This window comes from Acidobacteriota bacterium (genome assembly GCA_009838525.1).
Taxonomy (GTDB): domain Bacteria; phylum Acidobacteriota; class Vicinamibacteria; order Vicinamibacterales; family UBA8438; genus VXRJ01.
Genome location: VXRJ01000014.1, coordinates 13,930 through 31,077, shown reverse-complemented (window position 1 = coordinate 31,077; position 17,148 = coordinate 13,930). Strand labels below are relative to the sequence as shown.

The 17,148-nt window shown below is 66.8% G+C and carries 19 protein-coding genes; 10 read left to right on the top strand and 9 right to left on the bottom strand.

What is annotated here, in order from left to right; translation table 11 throughout:
- Position 1: 1 nt before the first annotated feature.
- Both F4Y45_04245 and F4Y45_04240 read right to left on the bottom strand, forming a co-directional pair.
- Positions 2-391, bottom strand: coding sequence for a type II toxin-antitoxin system VapC family toxin (locus tag F4Y45_04245; GenBank protein ID MXY23718.1), 390 nt, complete (start codon positions 389-391; stop codon positions 2-4).
- Positions 391-645 carry an antitoxin gene (locus F4Y45_04240; protein ID MXY23717.1) on the bottom strand — a complete coding sequence of 85 codons (255 nt, stop codon included), beginning with the start codon at positions 643-645 and terminating at the stop codon, positions 391-393. Before F4Y45_04240 ends, F4Y45_04245 begins: the two co-directional genes overlap by 1 nt.
- A 126-nt stretch (positions 646-771) precedes the next feature.
- Here F4Y45_04240 and F4Y45_04235 point away from each other — a divergent pair, with 126 nt between their 5' ends.
- Entirely contained in the window at positions 772-1,407 is a 636-nt protein-coding gene (locus tag F4Y45_04235; GenBank protein MXY23716.1) for a Uma2 family endonuclease, read from the top strand.
- Between the two features lie 7 nt (positions 1,408-1,414).
- On the opposite strand, the gene F4Y45_04230 is transcribed toward F4Y45_04235, so the two are convergent.
- Positions 1,415-2,653 (bottom strand): ATP-binding protein, encoded by a 1,239-nt coding sequence (locus F4Y45_04230; protein MXY23715.1) that lies wholly within the window; start codon positions 2,651-2,653, stop codon positions 1,415-1,417.
- A 209-nt stretch (positions 2,654-2,862) separates the two neighbouring features.
- Between F4Y45_04230 and F4Y45_04225 the strand changes: the two genes are divergently transcribed.
- Genes F4Y45_04225 through F4Y45_04205 form a run of 5 tightly spaced genes read left to right on the top strand, consistent with a single transcriptional unit; the run spans position 2,863 to position 7,345 of the window.
- Complete coding sequence (locus F4Y45_04225; GenBank protein ID MXY23714.1) at positions 2,863-4,086, top strand: NADH:ubiquinone reductase (Na(+)-transporting) subunit B; 1,224 nt, start codon at positions 2,863-2,865, stop codon at positions 4,084-4,086.
- Positions 4,076-4,855, top strand: coding sequence for a Na(+)-translocating NADH-quinone reductase subunit C (locus F4Y45_04220; GenBank protein ID MXY23713.1), 780 nt, complete (start codon positions 4,076-4,078; stop codon positions 4,853-4,855). The genes F4Y45_04225 and F4Y45_04220 overlap by 11 nt, the downstream gene beginning before the upstream one ends.
- Complete coding sequence (locus F4Y45_04215) at positions 4,852-5,478, top strand: NADH:ubiquinone reductase (Na(+)-transporting) subunit D (GenBank protein ID MXY23712.1); 627 nt, start codon at positions 4,852-4,854, stop codon at positions 5,476-5,478. Before F4Y45_04220 ends, F4Y45_04215 begins: the two co-directional genes overlap by 4 nt.
- 8 nt (positions 5,479-5,486) lie before the next feature.
- Positions 5,487-6,101 carry an NADH:ubiquinone reductase (Na(+)-transporting) subunit E gene (gene nqrE, locus F4Y45_04210; protein ID MXY23711.1) on the top strand — a complete coding sequence of 205 codons (615 nt, stop codon included), beginning with the start codon at positions 5,487-5,489 and terminating at the stop codon, positions 6,099-6,101.
- Positions 6,102-6,118: 17 nt separating this feature from the next.
- Positions 6,119-7,345, top strand: coding sequence for an NADH:ubiquinone reductase (Na(+)-transporting) subunit F (locus F4Y45_04205; GenBank protein ID MXY23710.1), 1,227 nt, complete (start codon positions 6,119-6,121; stop codon positions 7,343-7,345).
- Positions 7,346-7,522: 177 nt separating this feature from the next.
- Here F4Y45_04205 and F4Y45_04200 read toward each other — a convergent pair whose 3' ends face one another.
- The 3 genes from F4Y45_04200 to F4Y45_04190 form a co-directional block, all read right to left on the bottom strand.
- A complete protein-coding gene (locus F4Y45_04200; GenBank protein ID MXY23709.1) occupies positions 7,523-8,137 on the bottom strand; it encodes a transposase in 615 nt (204 codons plus the stop codon).
- Between the two features lie 148 nt (positions 8,138-8,285).
- Positions 8,286-9,485 carry an FAD:protein FMN transferase gene (locus F4Y45_04195; GenBank protein MXY23708.1) on the bottom strand — a complete coding sequence of 400 codons (1,200 nt, stop codon included), beginning with the start codon at positions 9,483-9,485 and terminating at the stop codon, positions 8,286-8,288.
- Between the two features lie 223 nt (positions 9,486-9,708).
- Entirely contained in the window at positions 9,709-11,241 is a 1,533-nt protein-coding gene (locus F4Y45_04190; GenBank protein ID MXY23707.1) for an L-seryl-tRNA(Sec) selenium transferase, read from the bottom strand.
- Positions 11,242-11,285: 44 nt separating this feature from the next.
- On the opposite strand from F4Y45_04190, the gene F4Y45_04185 reads away from it, so the two are divergent.
- The 4 genes from F4Y45_04185 to F4Y45_04170 all read left to right on the top strand — a co-directional run bounded on the left by F4Y45_04185 (position 11,286) and on the right by F4Y45_04170 (position 14,097).
- Positions 11,286-11,642, top strand: coding sequence for a hypothetical protein (locus F4Y45_04185; GenBank protein ID MXY23706.1), 357 nt, complete (start codon positions 11,286-11,288; stop codon positions 11,640-11,642).
- 8 nt (positions 11,643-11,650) lie between these two features.
- Positions 11,651-13,372, top strand: a complete 1,722-nt coding sequence (gene purH / locus F4Y45_04180) for a bifunctional phosphoribosylaminoimidazolecarboxamide formyltransferase/IMP cyclohydrolase (protein ID MXY23705.1) — start codon at positions 11,651-11,653, stop codon at positions 13,370-13,372.
- Between the two features lie 76 nt (positions 13,373-13,448).
- Positions 13,449-13,670: a hypothetical protein gene (locus F4Y45_04175; GenBank protein MXY23704.1), complete on the top strand. Its 222-nt coding sequence runs from the start codon at positions 13,449-13,451 to the stop codon at positions 13,668-13,670.
- Entirely contained in the window at positions 13,660-14,097 is a 438-nt protein-coding gene (locus tag F4Y45_04170) for a PIN domain-containing protein (protein MXY23703.1), read from the top strand. The genes F4Y45_04175 and F4Y45_04170 overlap by 11 nt, the downstream gene beginning before the upstream one ends.
- 46 nt (positions 14,098-14,143) lie before the next feature.
- Here F4Y45_04170 and F4Y45_04165 read toward each other — a convergent pair whose 3' ends face one another.
- The 3 genes from F4Y45_04165 to F4Y45_04155 are packed head-to-tail and all read right to left on the bottom strand — an operon-like array spanning position 14,144 to position 17,130.
- Positions 14,144-14,590, bottom strand: a complete 447-nt coding sequence (locus F4Y45_04165; protein ID MXY23702.1) for a hypothetical protein — start codon at positions 14,588-14,590, stop codon at positions 14,144-14,146.
- A 40-nt stretch (positions 14,591-14,630) separates the two neighbouring features.
- Complete coding sequence (locus F4Y45_04160) at positions 14,631-15,257, bottom strand: hypothetical protein (protein ID MXY23701.1); 627 nt, start codon at positions 15,255-15,257, stop codon at positions 14,631-14,633.
- Entirely contained in the window at positions 15,184-17,130 is a 1,947-nt protein-coding gene (locus F4Y45_04155; GenBank protein ID MXY23700.1) for a phospholipid carrier-dependent glycosyltransferase, read from the bottom strand. The genes F4Y45_04160 and F4Y45_04155 overlap by 74 nt, the downstream gene beginning before the upstream one ends.
- Between the last annotated feature and the right edge of the window lie 18 nt (positions 17,131-17,148).

Here is a 17,148-nt window from a genome sequence, read left to right as displayed (position 1 = left end):
TTCACTGGATCGGCACAACGTCCGTGAGCAGGAAGGCGCCTGCCTTGAACAGCAAGGGTTCGCCGGTGTGGCGGGAAAGCGCGTACGCGCAGCAGTCGCCAAGATTGAGCCCGGCAGGGTGTCGCCCCTCGCCGTAGCGTTGATACGCGTCGCGGGCGAGTCGGAGATGGTCCGCGGTAAACGCGATCACCTCTATCTCGGCGCGGTGAAGCAGGAGATCGAATTCTCGCGCGCCGTGAGGCCCCTTGCGCGCTGACACCACGACAGCCGTTTCGAGGGCGTTTACCGAGCTCATCAGCCGGACCCCCGCTTGGGCAAGGGCGGCGGCCAACGTGTCCCGCTCAGGTTCGTTGAAGAGGATCGCAAGGACCGCGGAGGAATCGACGACCATCAGCGGAAGGCGCCCTTCGCGTCGTACCCGAGAATCTCGTCCGCGCTTCTCGTGTCGAGGTCGGGCAACGCCGCGCAACGTTCCGAGATCTCGAGGATGGCATCTTGCATGGACGGGGCGACTCTTCGGCCGCGCGTACGCCGGAGTGCGTCCTCAAGCGCGACGATGACCGCCCGAGTCACTGTGGTTCCGCGTTCCTTGGCGAGTTCTCGAGCGAGCTGTTCGGCTTGGGTGTTCTTGATGCTCAGCGCCATGGTATGGATCCAGGTAGCAATTGGGATAGATTCTACCATGGTGGCCTAACCGACATTGCGTCACATGGTCGGAGGTTACGCGCTCGAATGTAGCAGTCTCGCGCCCGATATGGCAGGATGAAACTCATGCCACTCGCGAGCCCGGCCACGGCAGCGTCACTTGCCTCGCAGGACGCCGTGGATGTGCTCCTCCGCGAAGTCCTGCCGCCCCAGGGGGGCTGGAGCGACGAGGAGTACCTCTGGCTCACGGATCGTGCGCGCCGGCGAATCGAGCTCACCGACGGTGGGCTCGAGCTATTGCCGATGCCGACCCGCGCGCACCAGATCCTCCTGCTGTTCCTGTATCGAGTCTTCCACGCCCACCTGCAGGAGGCCGCGCGGCCCGGACTCGTCATCACGTCGGGCTTGCGGATGCGCGTGCGCTCGGGCAAGTTCCGGGAACCGGATCTCCTGCTGCTTCTTGACCGTTCAGATCCACGGAACGAGGACCGATTCTGGCTCGGCGCCGATCTCGTGGCGGAAGTCGTCAGCCCCGACGATCCGCCTCGCGATCTGGTCGTCAAACGGGCCGACTACGCCGAGGCGCGCATTCCCGAGTACTGGATTGTCGATCCCCGCTGCGAGACGGTCACCGTCCTCAAGCTAGCCGGGAGCGACTACGTCGAGCACGGTATGTTCGCCCGCGGCGACACGGCGACCTCGGCGCTGCTGGACGGCGTCGCGGTCGACGTGACCGCACTCTTCGACGAAGCCGCGGAGTAGGCGGCCACTACCTCCAGAGCCGGCCGAACGGTAACGCTGTGGCGTGCCGTCCGAGAGGCAGTTCAACCGTGCCCGGATGCACGACGTAGCCGGGTCGGACGCGTGCGCCGATGTCGGCGCGAAGTTGCTCGATGCCGTCGGCCATTCGGGGGCGTGGTGTGGCGGAGAGCTTCACTTCGATGGGAATCAGATCGGTTCCGTCCTCGACGAGGAAGTCGACTTCGGCGCCCGCCGACGTGCGCCAGAAGTGGATGCGAGGCGCTTCGCCACGATGCCAGGCGGTCCGCGTGAGCTCTGCGAGGACGGCGGTCTCGAACAGGGCGCCGCCGAGTGGCCCGTCGGCGGCGTGGCGCGCGTCGCGCAATCCGGTCAGGAAGCAGAGGGTGCCGGTGTCCGTGAAATACACCTTGGGCGTCTTGACGAGACGCTTACCGGTATTGGCGAACCAGGGCCGAACGACGATGACCTGATAACTCGCTTCCAGCACCGAGAGCCAAGCCTTCGCCGTGTTGACGGTAACGCCCAGGTCGCGCGAAAGGTCGCTCAGGTTCAGAAGCTGCCCGCTGCGAGCGGCGAGTGCTCGGAGAAAGACCTGAAACTGTGTGAGATCGCCGACCTGGCGCAGGGTCCGAACATCCCGTTCCAGGTACGTCTGGACATAACTGCGGTGCCACAGCACGGCGTCGCGTGCGCGATCGAGGGCGATCTCCGGGTAGCCGCCCCGCAGAATGGAGTTCCAGACAGCCTCCTGCGTCGGTAGGCTGCCGGTCCGACCACTCGACAGCTCCCAGGGGAGACCTGCGAGGCGGTGGTCACCTATTTCGCGCTGGGCAAGCGGCAGCAGGCGCAGCACGGCGGCCCGGCCGGCCAGCGTCTCGGATACCTGGTGCAGGAGGAGAAGATTCTGCGATCCGGTCAGCAGGTATTGGCCCGGAACATGGCGCCGCGCGTCGACCCGTTCCTTGATGTAGGACAGGAGGGCGGGCACGTGCTGGATCTCGTCGACAATGAGCGGAGCGCCATAGCGGTCCAGGGACGTGCGTGGATCGGCTGCGACGGCCGCTCGCACATCCGGCGGATCGAGCGAGAGGTAGCGGCACTGCGGTTCGTAGAGCCTCCGGAGTAGCGTAGTCTTGCCCGACTGTCTGGGCCCGGTCACGATGACAACCGGGAACTCGCGGGCGGCGCGCCGGAGCGCTGTCTCCAGTGAACGGCGTACATAGACCGGCTCGCGCGGCGAGGCCATGGTTGTAATTTTGCATTTAGAATGCAAAATTGCAAGCCGAGCGCGAGGTTCGCAGGCCGCGTGAGGGTACGCTACGATCCTAAGGAACGGGGAAGCCGAAAACCGTCGGCAGTGCGCCGCCGGTCTTTTTTCGGCCCGAGCTTGATACTTTTTTCACAAACTGGCGCCCGGCCGGCGACGCCACGCCGTGGCCGGCCCGCATCCACGCAATGAAATGGCTGCGCCGCCTGCTCGACGCGCAGGCGCATCACTTCGAGAAGGGGGGGCGGCTGGAGAAGCTGTATCCCCTCTGGGAAGCGCAGGACACCTTCCTCTACACGCCCGGCATGGTCACGGCCGGGCCGTCCCATGTCCGCGACGGGCTCGACCTGAAGCGGCTGATGATGACGGTGGTCGTCGCCCTGGCCGGCTGCGTCTACATGGCGTTCCACAACACCGGCTACCAGGCGAACCTGGCGATCGCGCGCGGCGCGACGCCGCTCGACAACTGGCAGACAGCGGCGATGGAGGCGCTGGGCCTCGGCTTCGCGCCCGACAGCCTCGTGAGCTGCCTGGCGCACGGCGGCCTCTACTACCTGCCGATCCTGGCCGTCACGTTTGCGGTGGGCGGGCTCTGGGAGGCGGTGTTCGCGATTGTCCGGAAGCACGAGCTGAACGAGGGGTTCCTCGTGACCGGCATGCTCTTCCCGCTGGTGCTGCCGCCGACGGTGCCCCTCTGGCAGGTGGCGCTCGGCATCTCGTTCGGCATCGTCGTCGGCAAGGAGATCTTCGGCGGCACCGGGATGAACGTGCTGAACCCGGCGCTGGTCGCGCGGGCGTTCGTCTTCTTCGCCTATCCGGCGGAGCTGTCGGGCGACGCGGTGTGGATTGCAGCGGACACGTCGACCGACGCGGTGAGCGGCGCCACCATCCTGGCGGACGCGACGCTGGGCGGGACGGTGGCGGTCGCCGCGGCGGGATTCGACCCGTGGAACGCGTTCGTCGGCTTCGTCCCCGGTTCGATGGGCGAGACGTCGGCCCTCGCCTGCCTGGCCGGGGCGGCGCTGCTGATCGTGACCGGCGTCGGCTCGTGGCGCATCATGGTGAGCGTGCTGGCGGGGACCGTCCTCACCGCCATGGCGCTCAACGCGATCGGCTCCGCCACCAACCCGTTCTTCGACGTTGGCCCGGTCTGGCACCTGCTGGCGGGGGGCTGGGCGTTCGGAACCGTCTACATGGCGACGGACCCGGTTTCCGCGCCCTCGGTCATTCGCGGGCACTGGGTGTATGGTTTTCTGATCGGGTTCCTGTGTGTCCTGATTCGGGTCGTGAACCCGGCGTATCCTGAGGGGATGATGCTGGCGATCCTGTTCATGAACCTGTTCGCGCCGCTGATCGACTACTTCGCGATCCGCGCGAACCTCCGCCGGCGAAAGGCGCGCTATGCAGGGTAGCGTCGTCTACAACCTCGTCTTCGCCGCGATCATCTGCGTCGCGTGCGCCATCGTGGTGTCCTCGTCGGCCGTCACGCTGCGCGACCGCCAGCACGAGAACCAGATGCTCGACATGCAGCGCAACGTGCTGGTCGCGGCGGGCCTCGCCGGCACGGACGAGTCGCTCACGGCGGAGGAGATTGCCGAGCGGTTCGCGCCGATCCGCCAGGTCGTGGTCGACCGCCGGACGGGCGAGGAATCGGACACCGACCCGCTCGGCTTCGACGGGCGCCTGGCCGCGGCCGACCCCGACACCAGCGAGGCGGCGCCGGAGAACAACGCCGGCCTGATGCGGGTGGCGGACGAAGTGCTGGTCTATGAACTGGCGGACGCGGACGACGAGCTGGACCTGGTGGTGCTGCCGGTCCACGGCCTCGGCCTCTGGGGCATCCTCTACGGCTTCGTGGCGATCGACGCCGACCTGGAGACCATCCGCGGCCTCACCTACTACGAGCACAAGGAGACCCCCGGTCTCGGCGGCGAGGTGGACAACCCACGCTGGAAGGCGCTCTGGGACGGGCGGAAGGCGTTCGGTGCGGACGGCGAACCGGAGATCGAGGTCATCAAGGGGCTGGCCGGCCCGCCGGCCGACGACCCGTTCCGGGTGGACGGCCTGGCCGGGGCCACCATGACCAGCCGCGGCGTCACCAACATGCTGCGCTTCTGGCTGGATGAACAGGGGTTCGGCCCGTATCTCGAGCGCCTGCGCCGCGAGGGAGTGGCAGGATGACGAAGCCCCGCGACGCGCTGATCGATCCGCTCTTCAACAACAACCCGATCGCCCTGCAGGTGCTCGGCATCTGCTCGGCCCTCGCGGTGACGACGCGGATGGACACCGCGCTGGTGATGAGCGCGGCCGTCGTCGCCGTGCTGCTCGGATCGAACTTCTTCGTCAGCGCGCTCCGGGAGCAGATCCCGACCAACATCCGCATCATCGTGCAGCTCACGATCATCGCGTCGCTCGTGATCGTGGTGGACCAGGTGCTGAAGGCGTACCTGTTCGAGCTGTCCAAGCAGCTTTCCGTCTTCGTCGGCCTGATCATCACCAACTGCATCATCATGGGCCGGGCCGAAGCGTTCGCGATGCAGAACCCGCCCCGCCTCAGCCTGATCGACGGCTTGGGGAACGGCCTCGGCTACGGGTTGATCCTGATGGTGACGGCCCTCATCCGCGAGCTGTTCGGCTCCGGCTCGCTCTTCGGCGCGACGGTGCTGCCGCTCGCCAGCGAGGGCGGCTGGTATACCCCGAACGGCCTGATGGTGCTGTCGCCGGCCGCGTTCTTCATCATCGGCTTCCTGATCTGGGCCATCCGGACCTGGAAGCCGGAGCAGGTGGAAGAGGAACAGGGGTAGTAGAGATGCTGGAGCACTACCTCAGCCTGGCCATCCGGTCGATGTTCGTCGAGAACATGGCCCTCGCCTTCTTCCTGGGGATGTGCTCGTTCCTCGCCGTATCGCGCCAGGTGACGACGGCCATCGGCCTGGGGGGCGCCGTCATCTTCGTCCTGACGATCACGGTGCCGATGAACAACCTCATCTACATCTACATGTTGAGTCCGGGCGCGATGGCGTGGCTGCATCCGTCGCTGGCCGCCTACGACCTGTCGTTCCTCGGATTCCTCGCCTACATCGGAACCATCGCGGCGATGGTGCAGATCGTAGAGATGGTCCTCGACCGCTTCGCGCCGCCGCTCCACGCCGCGCTCGGCATCTTCCTGCCGCTGATCGCCGTCAACTGCGCCATCCTGGGCGCGTCGCTGTTCATGGTGGAGCGGAGCTACACGCTGGCCGAGAGCACCGTCTTCGGCCTCGGCTCCGGCATCGGCTGGGCGCTCGCCGTCATCGCGCTTGCCGGCATCCGCGAGCGGCTGCGCTACTCGAACCCGCCGCCCGCCCTGCGCGGCCTCGGGTTGACCTTCATGCTGGTGGGGCTGATGGCTATCGGCTTCATGGCGTTTGCGGGAGTGCAACTCTAGGAGCCACAGCAGGAGCCATGGTTACTGTCACCCTCGGCGTCGCGATGTTCACGTTCGTCATCGTGTCGCTGGTCGGCCTACTGATGATGGCGCGGCGGCAGCTCGTCGCAACGGGCGAGGTGACCATTACCGTCAACGGCGACCCTGACAAGGCGCTACGCACGGCGGCCGGCGGCACGCTGCTCGGCACGCTGGCCGACAACAAGCTGTTCGTGCCGTCGGCCTGCGGCGGGAAGGGAAGCTGCGGCGTCTGCAAGGTGACGGTCTGCGACGGGGGCGGCGCCGTGCTGCCGACCGAACGGAGCCACCTCAGCCGGGGGGAGGAACGGGGCGGCGTGCGGCTGTCCTGCCAGGTGAAGGTGAAGCAGGACATGGAGATCGAGATCCCGGCGGAGATCTTCGACATCCGCCAGTGGACCTGCAAGGTGCGCTCGAACCACAACGTCGCCACGTTCATCAAGGAGCTGATCCTCGAGCTGCCGAAGGGCGAGGACGTGCCGTTCCGGGCCGGCGGCTACATCCAGATCGAGGCGCCGGAGGGGGCGTACGACTACCGCGACTACGACGTCGAGGAGGAGTACCGCGACGACTGGGACAAGTTCAACCTGTGGCGCTACACGGCTATGGTCGACGAGCCGGTGACGCGGGCCTACTCGATGGCGAACTACCCGGAAGAGAAGGGCATCATCATGCTCAACATCCGGATCGCCTCGCCGCCCCCGCGCGCGCCGGAGGGGACGCCGCCCGGCAAGATGACCGGCTACATCTTCAGCCTGAAGCCGGGCGACGACGTGACCATCGCCGGCCCGTTCGGCGAGTTCTTCGCGAAGGACACCGACGCCGAGATGGTGTTCATCGGGGGCGGCGCCGGCATGGCCCCGATGCGGTCGCACATCTTCGATCAGTTCCGGCGCATCAACACCAGGCGCAAGGTCAGTTTCTGGTACGGCGCGCGCAGCCTGCGGGAAGCGTTCTACATCGACGACTTCGACCGGATCGCAGCCGAGAACGACAACTTCGAGTGGCACCTCGCGCTGTCCGACGCGCTTCCCGAAGACAACTGGGACGGCCTCACCGGCTTCATCCACCAGGTTCTGTACGACAACTACCTCAAGGACCATCCCGCGCCGGAGGATGTCGAGTACTACATCTGCGGGCCCCCGATGATGCTCACGGCGTGCATGGGCATGCTCGACAGCCTTGGCGTGGAGCGGGACAACATCCTCTTCGACGACTTCGGGTAGGCGCCCCCGCCGGTCTCCACGTTCCCCAAGGTGCGCCGGCCTCAACGTTCCCCACGGTGCGCCGGCCTCAACGTTCCCCACGGTGCGCCGGCCTCAACGTTCCCCACGGTGCGCCGGCCTCCAGGCCGGCACGGTACACATGGTCCGCCGGCCTCTAGGCCGGCAGATCAACACCAATCACCGCTTCGCTCTCCACCCCGCTGACGACCACGGCCAATGCTCCGGTCTGTCGCACAGTCCCGCGCGGACCGGATTCCACTGAATGTAGTACCGGATGGCGTTGAATTGCTCTGGCGAACGCACATAGCGGTCGAAGTAATCTCGCATCCAGAACGCTCCGTTGCGGTTGAGCTGGGCGTTGGCCTGGCGCGAGGTGTATCCCTTCCACGAGTGCACGATTTTGTGCAGCGGTACGCCCGCCGCCTGTTCGATCAGCACGTGGACATGGTTCGGCATGACGCACCAGTCGAGCAGTCGGTAGCGCTTGCGATCGAACCGGAGCAGGGCATCCTGAACAAGCCTGGCGATCTCGGGGCGTCGCAGATGGCACGCTCCACGGCCGGCGTCCTCGTACTTGGCGATCCGCCGGTGCATCTCTGCGGCGCGGTCGCCGTGCAGAGCGGCGCGCCACCGGTTGATCAGGGATGCGGGCACGCTGTCGGCGAGACGAAAGGTGATGTGCTGAGTGACGTAGGCTGCGTCAAGGTGCGGGTGGTAGCCGCGCGAGTGCCACGCGAGGTGTCCGGAGCCGATTGCAAGCTGGCGCCCACGGGCGGGACCGCTGCCTTGCATTGTTGCTCTCATGCAGGCGAGACGTACGCAAGACTGGTGCCAGGAAGGGGTCGCCGGCCTGCAGGCCGGCGGACCGGTACCTACGGAATGCCGGCCTGGAGGCCGGCGGACCGGTACCTACGGAATGCCGGCCTGGAGGCCGGCGGACCTATTGCGCGCTGAACTGAGCCCAGGTTGGTGTGGTGAGTTCTTCCAGCGTGCCGTCGGGGCGGCGAACCAGGAACAGCGCCGGCCAGCCCTGTTCTGTGGCCAGGGCGAAGCCGTCGTCCGGGCCGAGGACCATCAGTCCGGTCGCGAGGGCGTCAGCCCGGACGCACAGCGGATCGATGACGCTGACCGAGGCGAGCGCGTGCGTCACGGGCTGGCCGGTGCGGGGATCGATGGTGTGCGAGACGCGCTGTCCGTCGAGAACGTAGGTGTTGCGGTAATCGCCAGAAGTGGCGAGGGCCTGCCCGCTGAGCTCCACGGTTCGGTAAACGGTGGGCGGTCCGGCGGACGGGCGTTCAATCCCGACCCGCCAAGGTTCGCCGCGGGCGTTGCGGCCGGCGGCGCGCACTTCGCCGCCCACTTCGACGAGGTAGTTGGTGAAGCCCTCGGCGTCCAGCAGTTCGGCCACCTGGTCCACCGCGTAGCCCTTTGCTAGCGCCGAGAGGTCCACCGAGGCGCCGGGCGTTAGTTTACGGATGGTCGACGCTTCGGCGTCCACCGCGAGTCGCTCCCAACCAACTTGCTCGCGGAGGCGCGTGAGATCCGCCGCAGACGGGGCGGCGGGAGGATGTCCCGGCGGGCCGAATCCCCAGGCATCGACCAGCGGGCCGACCGTGATGTCGAACGCGCCACCCGTCAGCGCGCCTACGGTCAGGGCGTGCTGGAAGACGGTCGCCGTGTCCGGCGAGACGGAGAACGGATCGGTCGTGTCGGCGAGGTTGAAGCGGCTCAACTCGGACTCCGGTCGCCACGTGGACATGGCGGCTTCTATGCGCTCGAGGGTCATCGCGATGGCGGCGTGGAGGAAGGGGAAGCGGACGTTGTATTGCGGGTCCGCGACGACCGTCACCTCGTAGGTGGTGCCCATGGTGTCGCCGCGGTACCTGTGCGTCCCGCCCTGTACCAACACATGGAGGTCGTTGGTGGTGCAGGCGGCGAGGAAGAAGAGGAGGGCCGCGGAGAGGAGTCGGGTCATGGCCCGTCTCGGATTGTAGATGATGGGGAGTGCCGGCCTGGGTTGGCGAATGCCGGCCTGGAGGCCGGCGAACCGGCTGGCGCACCGGTGGTCGCATGATGACGGGTGTAGGATTGGAGAAGTGGGTCTGTTCCTGCTGACCGTCGCGGCAATCGCAGCCATCATGCTGGCGATGGGCGTCGGCCTCCTCTTCCGCTACCCCTGCCTGCGCGGTTCGTGCGGCGGCGAAGATCCGCTGGATGCCAACGGCGAGTCGTTGCGTTGCGCGGCGTGCCCTAAGCGCCGTGCGACCACGGACGTCCGTGCGTGATTGCCGGCCTGGAGGCCGGCGCACCATTACGCAAGGCATGCCGGCCTGGAGGCCGGCGCACCGTGCTTATTGGCCGGCCTAGAGGCCGGCGGACCTGACCAGTGCCGCCGCAAGGGCGTCGTCCTGCTCTGGTAGCACGGTCCGGAGGTCCAGCCAGAGCGTGTCGTCGGCGACCCGGCCGATGACCGGTGGCTGGTGGGCCCGCAGCGCGGCGGCGAGGTTGCGGGCCGACCGGTCGGACACCGCGACGACGAGGGCGCGGCTCTCCACGGTTATCCCCGGCGTGCTGCCGCCGCCGATGGCCGCGTCGCTCGCTTCTACGGAGACGCGCAGGGCGGCTGCGCCGCTGAGGCGCGCGCGCAAGGCGTTGGCCCGGGAAGCAAGTTCCTCGACCGGCGTGGCGATGATCCGGGTCACCGGCACGGTGCGACTGGCCCGCGCTACGGCATGTTCGATGAGGGTGGCTTCCAGTGCGGCAAGGGTCAGCTTGTCGACGCGCAGCGCACGCATCAGTGGGTGGCGCCGGATTCGGTCGAGGAGCGTCCGCTGCCCGATGATGATTCCCGCCTGGGGTCCGCCGAGCAGCTTGTCGCCGCTGAACGTGCAGACGCTGACCCCCGCGTCGATGCTGGCGCCCACGGTTGGCTCATCGCCGACTGCTCCCGCGGTCACCTCGCTGGCCAGGAGCCCGCTGCCGAGATCCTCCACCAGGGGGACGTCGAACCGCGCACCCAGTTGCGCCAACTCCGCGAGCGCCGGTCGCTCGGTGAAGCCTTCGATACGGAAGTTGGAGGGGTGGACCCGAAGGATCAGCGCCGTCCGTTCGCTGATGGCCGCCGCATAGTCCGCCGCGCGTGTCCGGTTGGTGGTGCCCACCTCGCGCAGGATCGCGCCGGACTGCCGCATCACGTCGGGGATCCGGAAGCCCCCTCCGATTTCCACCAACTCGCCGCGCGAGATGATCGCTTCGCGGCCTTCCGCGAGCGCAGCCAGCACCAGCAGCACGGCGGCGGCGTTGTTGTTCACGACGACCGCCGCCTCCGCCCCGGTCAGTTGCGCCAGCAGCGTCGCCGCATGCACCGTGCGGGACCCGCGCGTCCCCGCCGCGAGGTCATATTCCAGGTTGGCGTAACCCGAGGCCACCTCGGCGATGCGGTCCATCGCCGGCCGGGCGAGCGGTGCGCGCCCCAGGTTCGTATGGACGATGACGCCGGTGGCGTTGATGACGGGTTGCAGCGATGGCGCGAGGGCGGCCCGCAGGCGTGGTTCGAGACCGGCCAGAATGGCGGTGGCGGCGGCCTCGGGGTCGGCCGGTCCCGCGCCGGGCTGGCCATCCACTGGACCGGCGAGCAGCCGTTCGCGCAGCGCGGAGCTTTCCTCACGGAGCGCCGCGAGTGTCGCTTCGCGTCCGTAGCGCGCCTCGAGGTCCCGAACTTCCTCCCGCTGCCGGAGCAGTTCGATCGACGGAATGACGCGTGCGTGAGAGGGCATGTCGGTAAGTCGGGTCCGAGGGGTATGGTACGATCCCGGACCCCGCGATGAGCGATAGCCGGATTCCCGACAAGCGCCCACCGCTGGACGAACGGCCCACCCAGCGTCCCAGCGAGTCATTCTGGCCGTACGCGGAGCTCGCGGAGCATCCTACCGACGAGGAAATGGCGGCGCTCGATCCCGACCTCGCCGAGATGCTGTTCGGCCGGAAGAAACGGCCGTTTTCCATCACCCTCAGCTTTGCGCCCTTCGAGGGCGAGGACTGCGCGCGGGCGGTGGAGATGGCGAAGGCGTCCGCGGAGTATCGGAGCGTCGGCGAAGGGGACCGCCTGCGTCATCGGGCGCGCTTCTATCCGGACGATGTCGACGCCCTCCATGCCCTCTATGGGCTGGTCGGCGGGCGGGACGATTGCCAAGTGCTGATCGACGATCGGCCGGTGCCGTTCGCGCGCGAGCTGTGGCTGCCTCTTATCTGGCTGCTGCGAACGCGCCGCAACCACAACTGGGTCACGGGAGCTTGAATCTGAAGATGCGTGCGCTGCTGAGTGTTTCGGACAAGACGGGCCTGATCGACTTCGCCCGCGGCCTGATCGATCGGGGCGTGCAACTGGTTTCCACCGGCGGGACGGCGCGCGCGCTCGCGGACGCCGGTCTCGCGGTCACGAGCGTCTCGGACGTGACCGGCTTCCCGGAGATGATGGACGGCCGGGTGAAGACGCTGCACCCGGCCGTGCACGGCGGCATCCTGGCCCGCCGCGGCCGGCCGGACGATCTGGCGGCCATCGCCGGGCAGGGGATCACGCCGATCGACCTGGTCGTCGTGAACCTGTATCCGTTTGCGCAGACGGCGTCGTCGGATGCGCCGGTCGACGAGCTGATCGAGCAGATCGACATCGGGGGCCCCAGCATGGTGCGCGCGGCCGCCAAGAACTTCGAGGATGTGCTGATCGTCGTCGACCCAGGCGATTACAGGCGAGTGCTCGAGTTGCTTGATCGGAATGCCGGAGGGAATGCCAGCCGGAATGCCGGCCTGGAGGCCGGCGAACCGGCCGGCGCACCGGCCGGCGAACCGAGCGGCGAACCGGCCGGCGAACCGAGCGGCGCACGGGGCAGCGAGGCCGCCGCGCGGCGTTTCCGCTTCGAGCTGGCGCGCAAGGCGTTCGCACACACCGCCGAGTACGACGCCACGATCGCCGCCGCGCTCGACGCGGTGGAGACGGATGGCGCGTCGTTCGAGCGGTCGGCGTTGACCCTGGACGGTGTGGCCCCGGACCTCCTGCACGTCCGCGCGGCCAAGCTGCGCGACCTCCGCTACGGCGAGAACCCGCACCAGGCGGCGGCGCTCTACGCCGACCGGGACTGGGGTTTCGGCAGCGCGCAGGTCCTGCAGGGGAAGGCGCTGTCGTTCACGAACCTGCTTGACCTCGACGCCGCGGCGCGCCTCGCGCTGGAGTTCGACGAGCCCGCCGCCGCGGTCATCAAGCACACCAACCCGTGCGGCGTGGCGACGGCCGGCAGCTTGCGCGACGCGTACGTCACGGCGCGCGAGGTGGACCCGCTGTCGGCCTTCGGCGGCATCGTCGGTCTGAACCGGCCGCTCGACGGCGCGACGGCGGCGGCCATCGCCGAGACGTTCATCGAATGCGTCATTGCCCCGGCCGTCGACGACGAGGCGCGCGGCGTGCTGTCGAAAAAGAAGAACCTTCGCCTCGTGGTGGCCGACTTCAATGGCGGCGGCGATGCGGGGCAGCGCGACGTCCGCTCCATCATGGGGGCGTGGCTGGTCCAGAAGCGGGACGGCGTCGTCGAGTGCGCCGAGCCTTGGGCCGATGGTGTCGAGGTGGTGCCGGGCGAGCCGATCCGCGTCGTCACCAAGCGCGCGCCTACCGCTGACGAGTGGGAGGCGCTTCGCTTCGCCTGGCGGGTCTGCGCGCACGTGAAGTCAAACACCGTCATCTTCGCACGCGCGGGCCGGGCTGTGGCAGTGGGGGCAGGGCAGATGAGCCGCGTCGACGCGGTGAACGTCGCCACGATGAAGGCGGCCGCCCAGGCCAGCGCCGACCTGCGGGGGACCGTTGCCGCGTCGGATGCGTTCTTCCCGTTCCGGGACGGGCTCGACGCAATCGCTCAGGCCGGCGCGACCGCCATCGCGCAGCCCGGCGGCTCGAAGCGCGACGCCGACGTGATTGCCGCGGCGGACGAACAGAACCTCGCCATGGTCCTCACCGGGCGGCGGCACTTCCGCCACTGAACCCGCTTCAGTTCCGCCAGACGGCCGCGCGAATGCACTAGAATAGTGTGCACGAGTCTCGTGCGTATGGTGCCCAATGAAGAACATCACCTTGAGTGCCGATGACGGCCTGATCGAAGCGGCGCGGCAGCGGGCGGCCAGCGAGCGCACGACGCTGAACGAGCAGTTTCGCCGGTGGCTGGCGGACTACGTCGGCCGCAAGCAACTGGCCGCCGAAGCGGGTCACGTGATGCGCGAACTGCAAGGCAGATTGCACGTTGGGCGCAAGCTGGCCAGAGAAGAAATGCATGAGCGTTGACTGCTTCCTGGACACCAACGTGTTCGTGTACCAGCTTGAAGGGCGCGATACTCGGAAGGCCGCGATCGCTCACGACCTAATCCGCCAGGGAATAGAGAGCGGGAACGCCTGCATCAGCTTTCAGGTTGTTCAGGAATGCCTCAACACGGCCCTCCGCAAGGCGCTTGTTCCGCTCGGCAGCGATGACATGCGACGGTACGTGGACTCGGTGCTTGCTCCGCTGCTCCGCGTGCAGCCGAGTCTGCGGCTCTATCACGCATCCCTGGACATACACTCGCGCTATGGATTCGCCTACTATGACGCGCTTATCGTCGCCGCTGCGCTTGACGCCGGATGCAGCGTCCTCTACAGCGAGGACCTACAGGATCGACAGCGGATTGATGGCTTGACGGTCGTGGATCCATTCGGATCTAGCGTCGCCCCGTAGGATCCGAGAGATCAACAGCTCGCCTGCAGACCGCAACGACTCCGGATCAGTTGTTCTGCGCGCCGTTGTTGATCCACTCCTTGATCGTGTCGATCTGTTCGGTGGTCAGGAGCCCGGCAGGCGGCATGCGATTGCCCACGATGCTCGCCCGATCTTCGAGCTTGTGGATTAAGTAGCTGTTCTCCGCATCGTTGGGTTCAACCCGATTGAGCCCCAGTACCTGGATGCTGGGCATGTTCACGAGTTCGGCGTAGGACATGCCCTCCGAGAGATCGAGTTCGCCTTCAACGGCGTGGTCTCCGTGGTGGTCGAGGCACGATTCGTTGAAGATGAGGCTCTGGATGCTGGACAGCGTGGGCATCAACTCGTCGGCATCCGTGGTCGGCGTCGTCGGGCGGGTCGGTGTGGTGGTGGGCGCCGTAGGGGAACTATCTCCGCAGGCGGCGAGCCCCGCCACGAGGAGGATCCCCGGGAAGAGAAGGAACGTTTTCATCCGGCTACGCTACCGGTACGCGCGTAGCTGGACAAGCAGTTCAGTTGTTCTGGGCGCCGTCGTCGATCCACTGCCTGATGACGTCGATGTCGTCGCTGGAAAGTGGGTTGTCCGGCGGCATCCTGTCGCCCTCGATGCTTGGTCGGTCTTCCAGCTTGTGGATCAGGTAGCTGTTCTCCGCGTCGTTCGGTTCCACCAGGTCGAGCGCCACCTGGGTGCTGGATACGTTGACCAGTGAGTCGAATGACCGATCCTCTTCCAGGTTGAGGCCTGCCTCCGCGTCGCTGTCCCCGTGGCAGACGACGCACGTTGGCGAGAACACGTTCCTCTGGATGCTCGACAGCGTGGGGGACAGCACGTTCGGATCGGGATCGGGGTCCGGTTCGGGCTCCGTCGGCGTCGGGGCCGTCGGCGTCGGGGCAGGGTCGCTGCCGCACGCGGAGAGGCCCAGGACTGCGAGGCCCAGAGCCAGGATCAGGGCCAGCGACGACGAGCATAGGCGACGTGATTTGTTCATGGCGGTACAGCCAGCGTTACAGATAGAGGTGCAACTGGGCAAGCAGCGTCTGGACCCTAAGGCGTGGAATGGAACGCTACGGCGCCGGCGAGATGGTAAGTCCCTGCACCTCCAGTCCAAGTCGCCGGAGCCCCTCCTGCCTCGGCGCATCGGGATCCCCGTGGACACGACGGTTGACGATCCATAGCGATGTTCGATCGGTCAGAGCGCGCGTAGGAACCGGCACTGTCGTCGTTCTCCATTCGTTGGTCTGGAGGTTCGCGCAAAGATCGGGCGATTGCCAAATGGCGAGCTCGAGACGGCAGGATTGGGACGGCCAACGCGACCGGAGGTCCAGCGTGATGGTCGAGTTTCGCGTGCGGATCAGAGCGATAGCCTTTGCGTCGAGTGGGAGCCGTGCGACGCGCGTCCGTACCGTACCGTCGGTTACCTCGTAGCGCGCGTCCTGCTCGACGAGAGCGCGGACTTCGGGTGCATACGCGAGTGTGGCAGGCAGGTCGTAGACCGTTACTTCCGGATTGAGTGGGATATAGGTCTGTTCTCGATAGCCTGCAAAGACCCGATGCACCTGCATCAGGTCCGTAGCCCAGGAGGGTGCGCGGAGCGCGAAGTCTGGCCCGACAACGATGCGGTCGTAGCCATCGAGAAACAGTCGTCTCGGGTCCGTCAACTCATCGGTGCGCGCCACCGAGATGCCATTAGCTCGATACCGGGATGGTAGCTGCAGGCTTGCGGCGATGACGGTTTCCTGCTGGGAATCGTTAGTCTCTGCCAGCCACGTGGTGACCAGATGTCGGCTCTCCGGTGCGGTCCCTGCGTGTAGCCACACATCGATGGCCATCACGGCCGGTTGGCTGATCAGGAGAATGACCAACGCCGTGATGGTGGCGCGGCTCCTTCCGGGTGTCCGCGACCGTGCGGAAAAGTACGTCACCAGTTGTTCGGTCATCCACGCCGCGGCCACAGCGAAGAAGGGAATCAGTACGAGCATGTTTCGGTTGTAGTAGACCCGCTGGTCGAACATCAGCATCCCGTATGCCACTGGGAAGGCGAGTGCCACGATTGCCGTGCGACGGTATTTCTCCATGCACACCATCAGTACTGCCCCGGCGACACCGGTCAGTGTCGCAGTCGCGCCCAAAGCGGGGCCTAACATCCAGAGAAGGAATCGCCGCGCTTGCGGCCAGCCAGGGTCGACGGTCCCATCTCTTGCGTAGAGGCCGTAGTGGCTAACCTGCTCCGCAAGGCCGTTGAGCAGGCTGGCGGGATAGAGCAAGCCGTACGGGGTCCCGGCGAAGAACCCGACCGCCGGAAGACCCAGAGTTGCTGCCAACATGCCGGGCGTACAGCGGGCCGAAAGCAGGCAAGCCAGCACCGGCACAGCCACGATCGGCATGGCGTTGTACTTGCTTGATACGGAAAGACCTGCCGCGAGTCCTGCGAGCGCTGCCCGCCCCACGGTTGGCTGCTCCATGGTGCGCAACGACAGCCACACGGTCACAAGGCACATTGCCGCCATCACCGTGTCGACACCGATCTTCTCCGAGTCCCGAATCAGTGGTGCCGAGCATGCTACGAGCGCCCCCGCCAGAATCCCCGCCCAGGGCGAGGCAGTTAGCCTGCGTGTGATTCCCACCGTCGAAACAATCATCAGCAGGCTGAAGAACAACGTGACGGACCGTACCCACATCACGATGTGCGGGTGCGATGCCGTTCTTGCGATTCCGTCGGGCACGTTATTGTCGATTCTGACAATGTCGTGAACGGAACTGATGTCGCCCTCCCGCGCCGACCACAGAAAGCCGCCCGCCAGCGCCGGCATCCGGAGGTAAAGGTGCAGCGACGGATAGAAGAAGAAATAAGGGTGGTAGTCGCTGGTCTGAACCATCCGCACCAAGCGGTTGAAAGACGTTGTCTCGTCAGCGTCGTAGAAGTAAGGCAAGTTCGCGGAGATCTGCGGTGCCCGTAGCCAGAGACCGACGAGGAGTACCGCACCAAAGGCGACGACGTGAGTACGGTGCATGGGCGTCACGACCGGAAG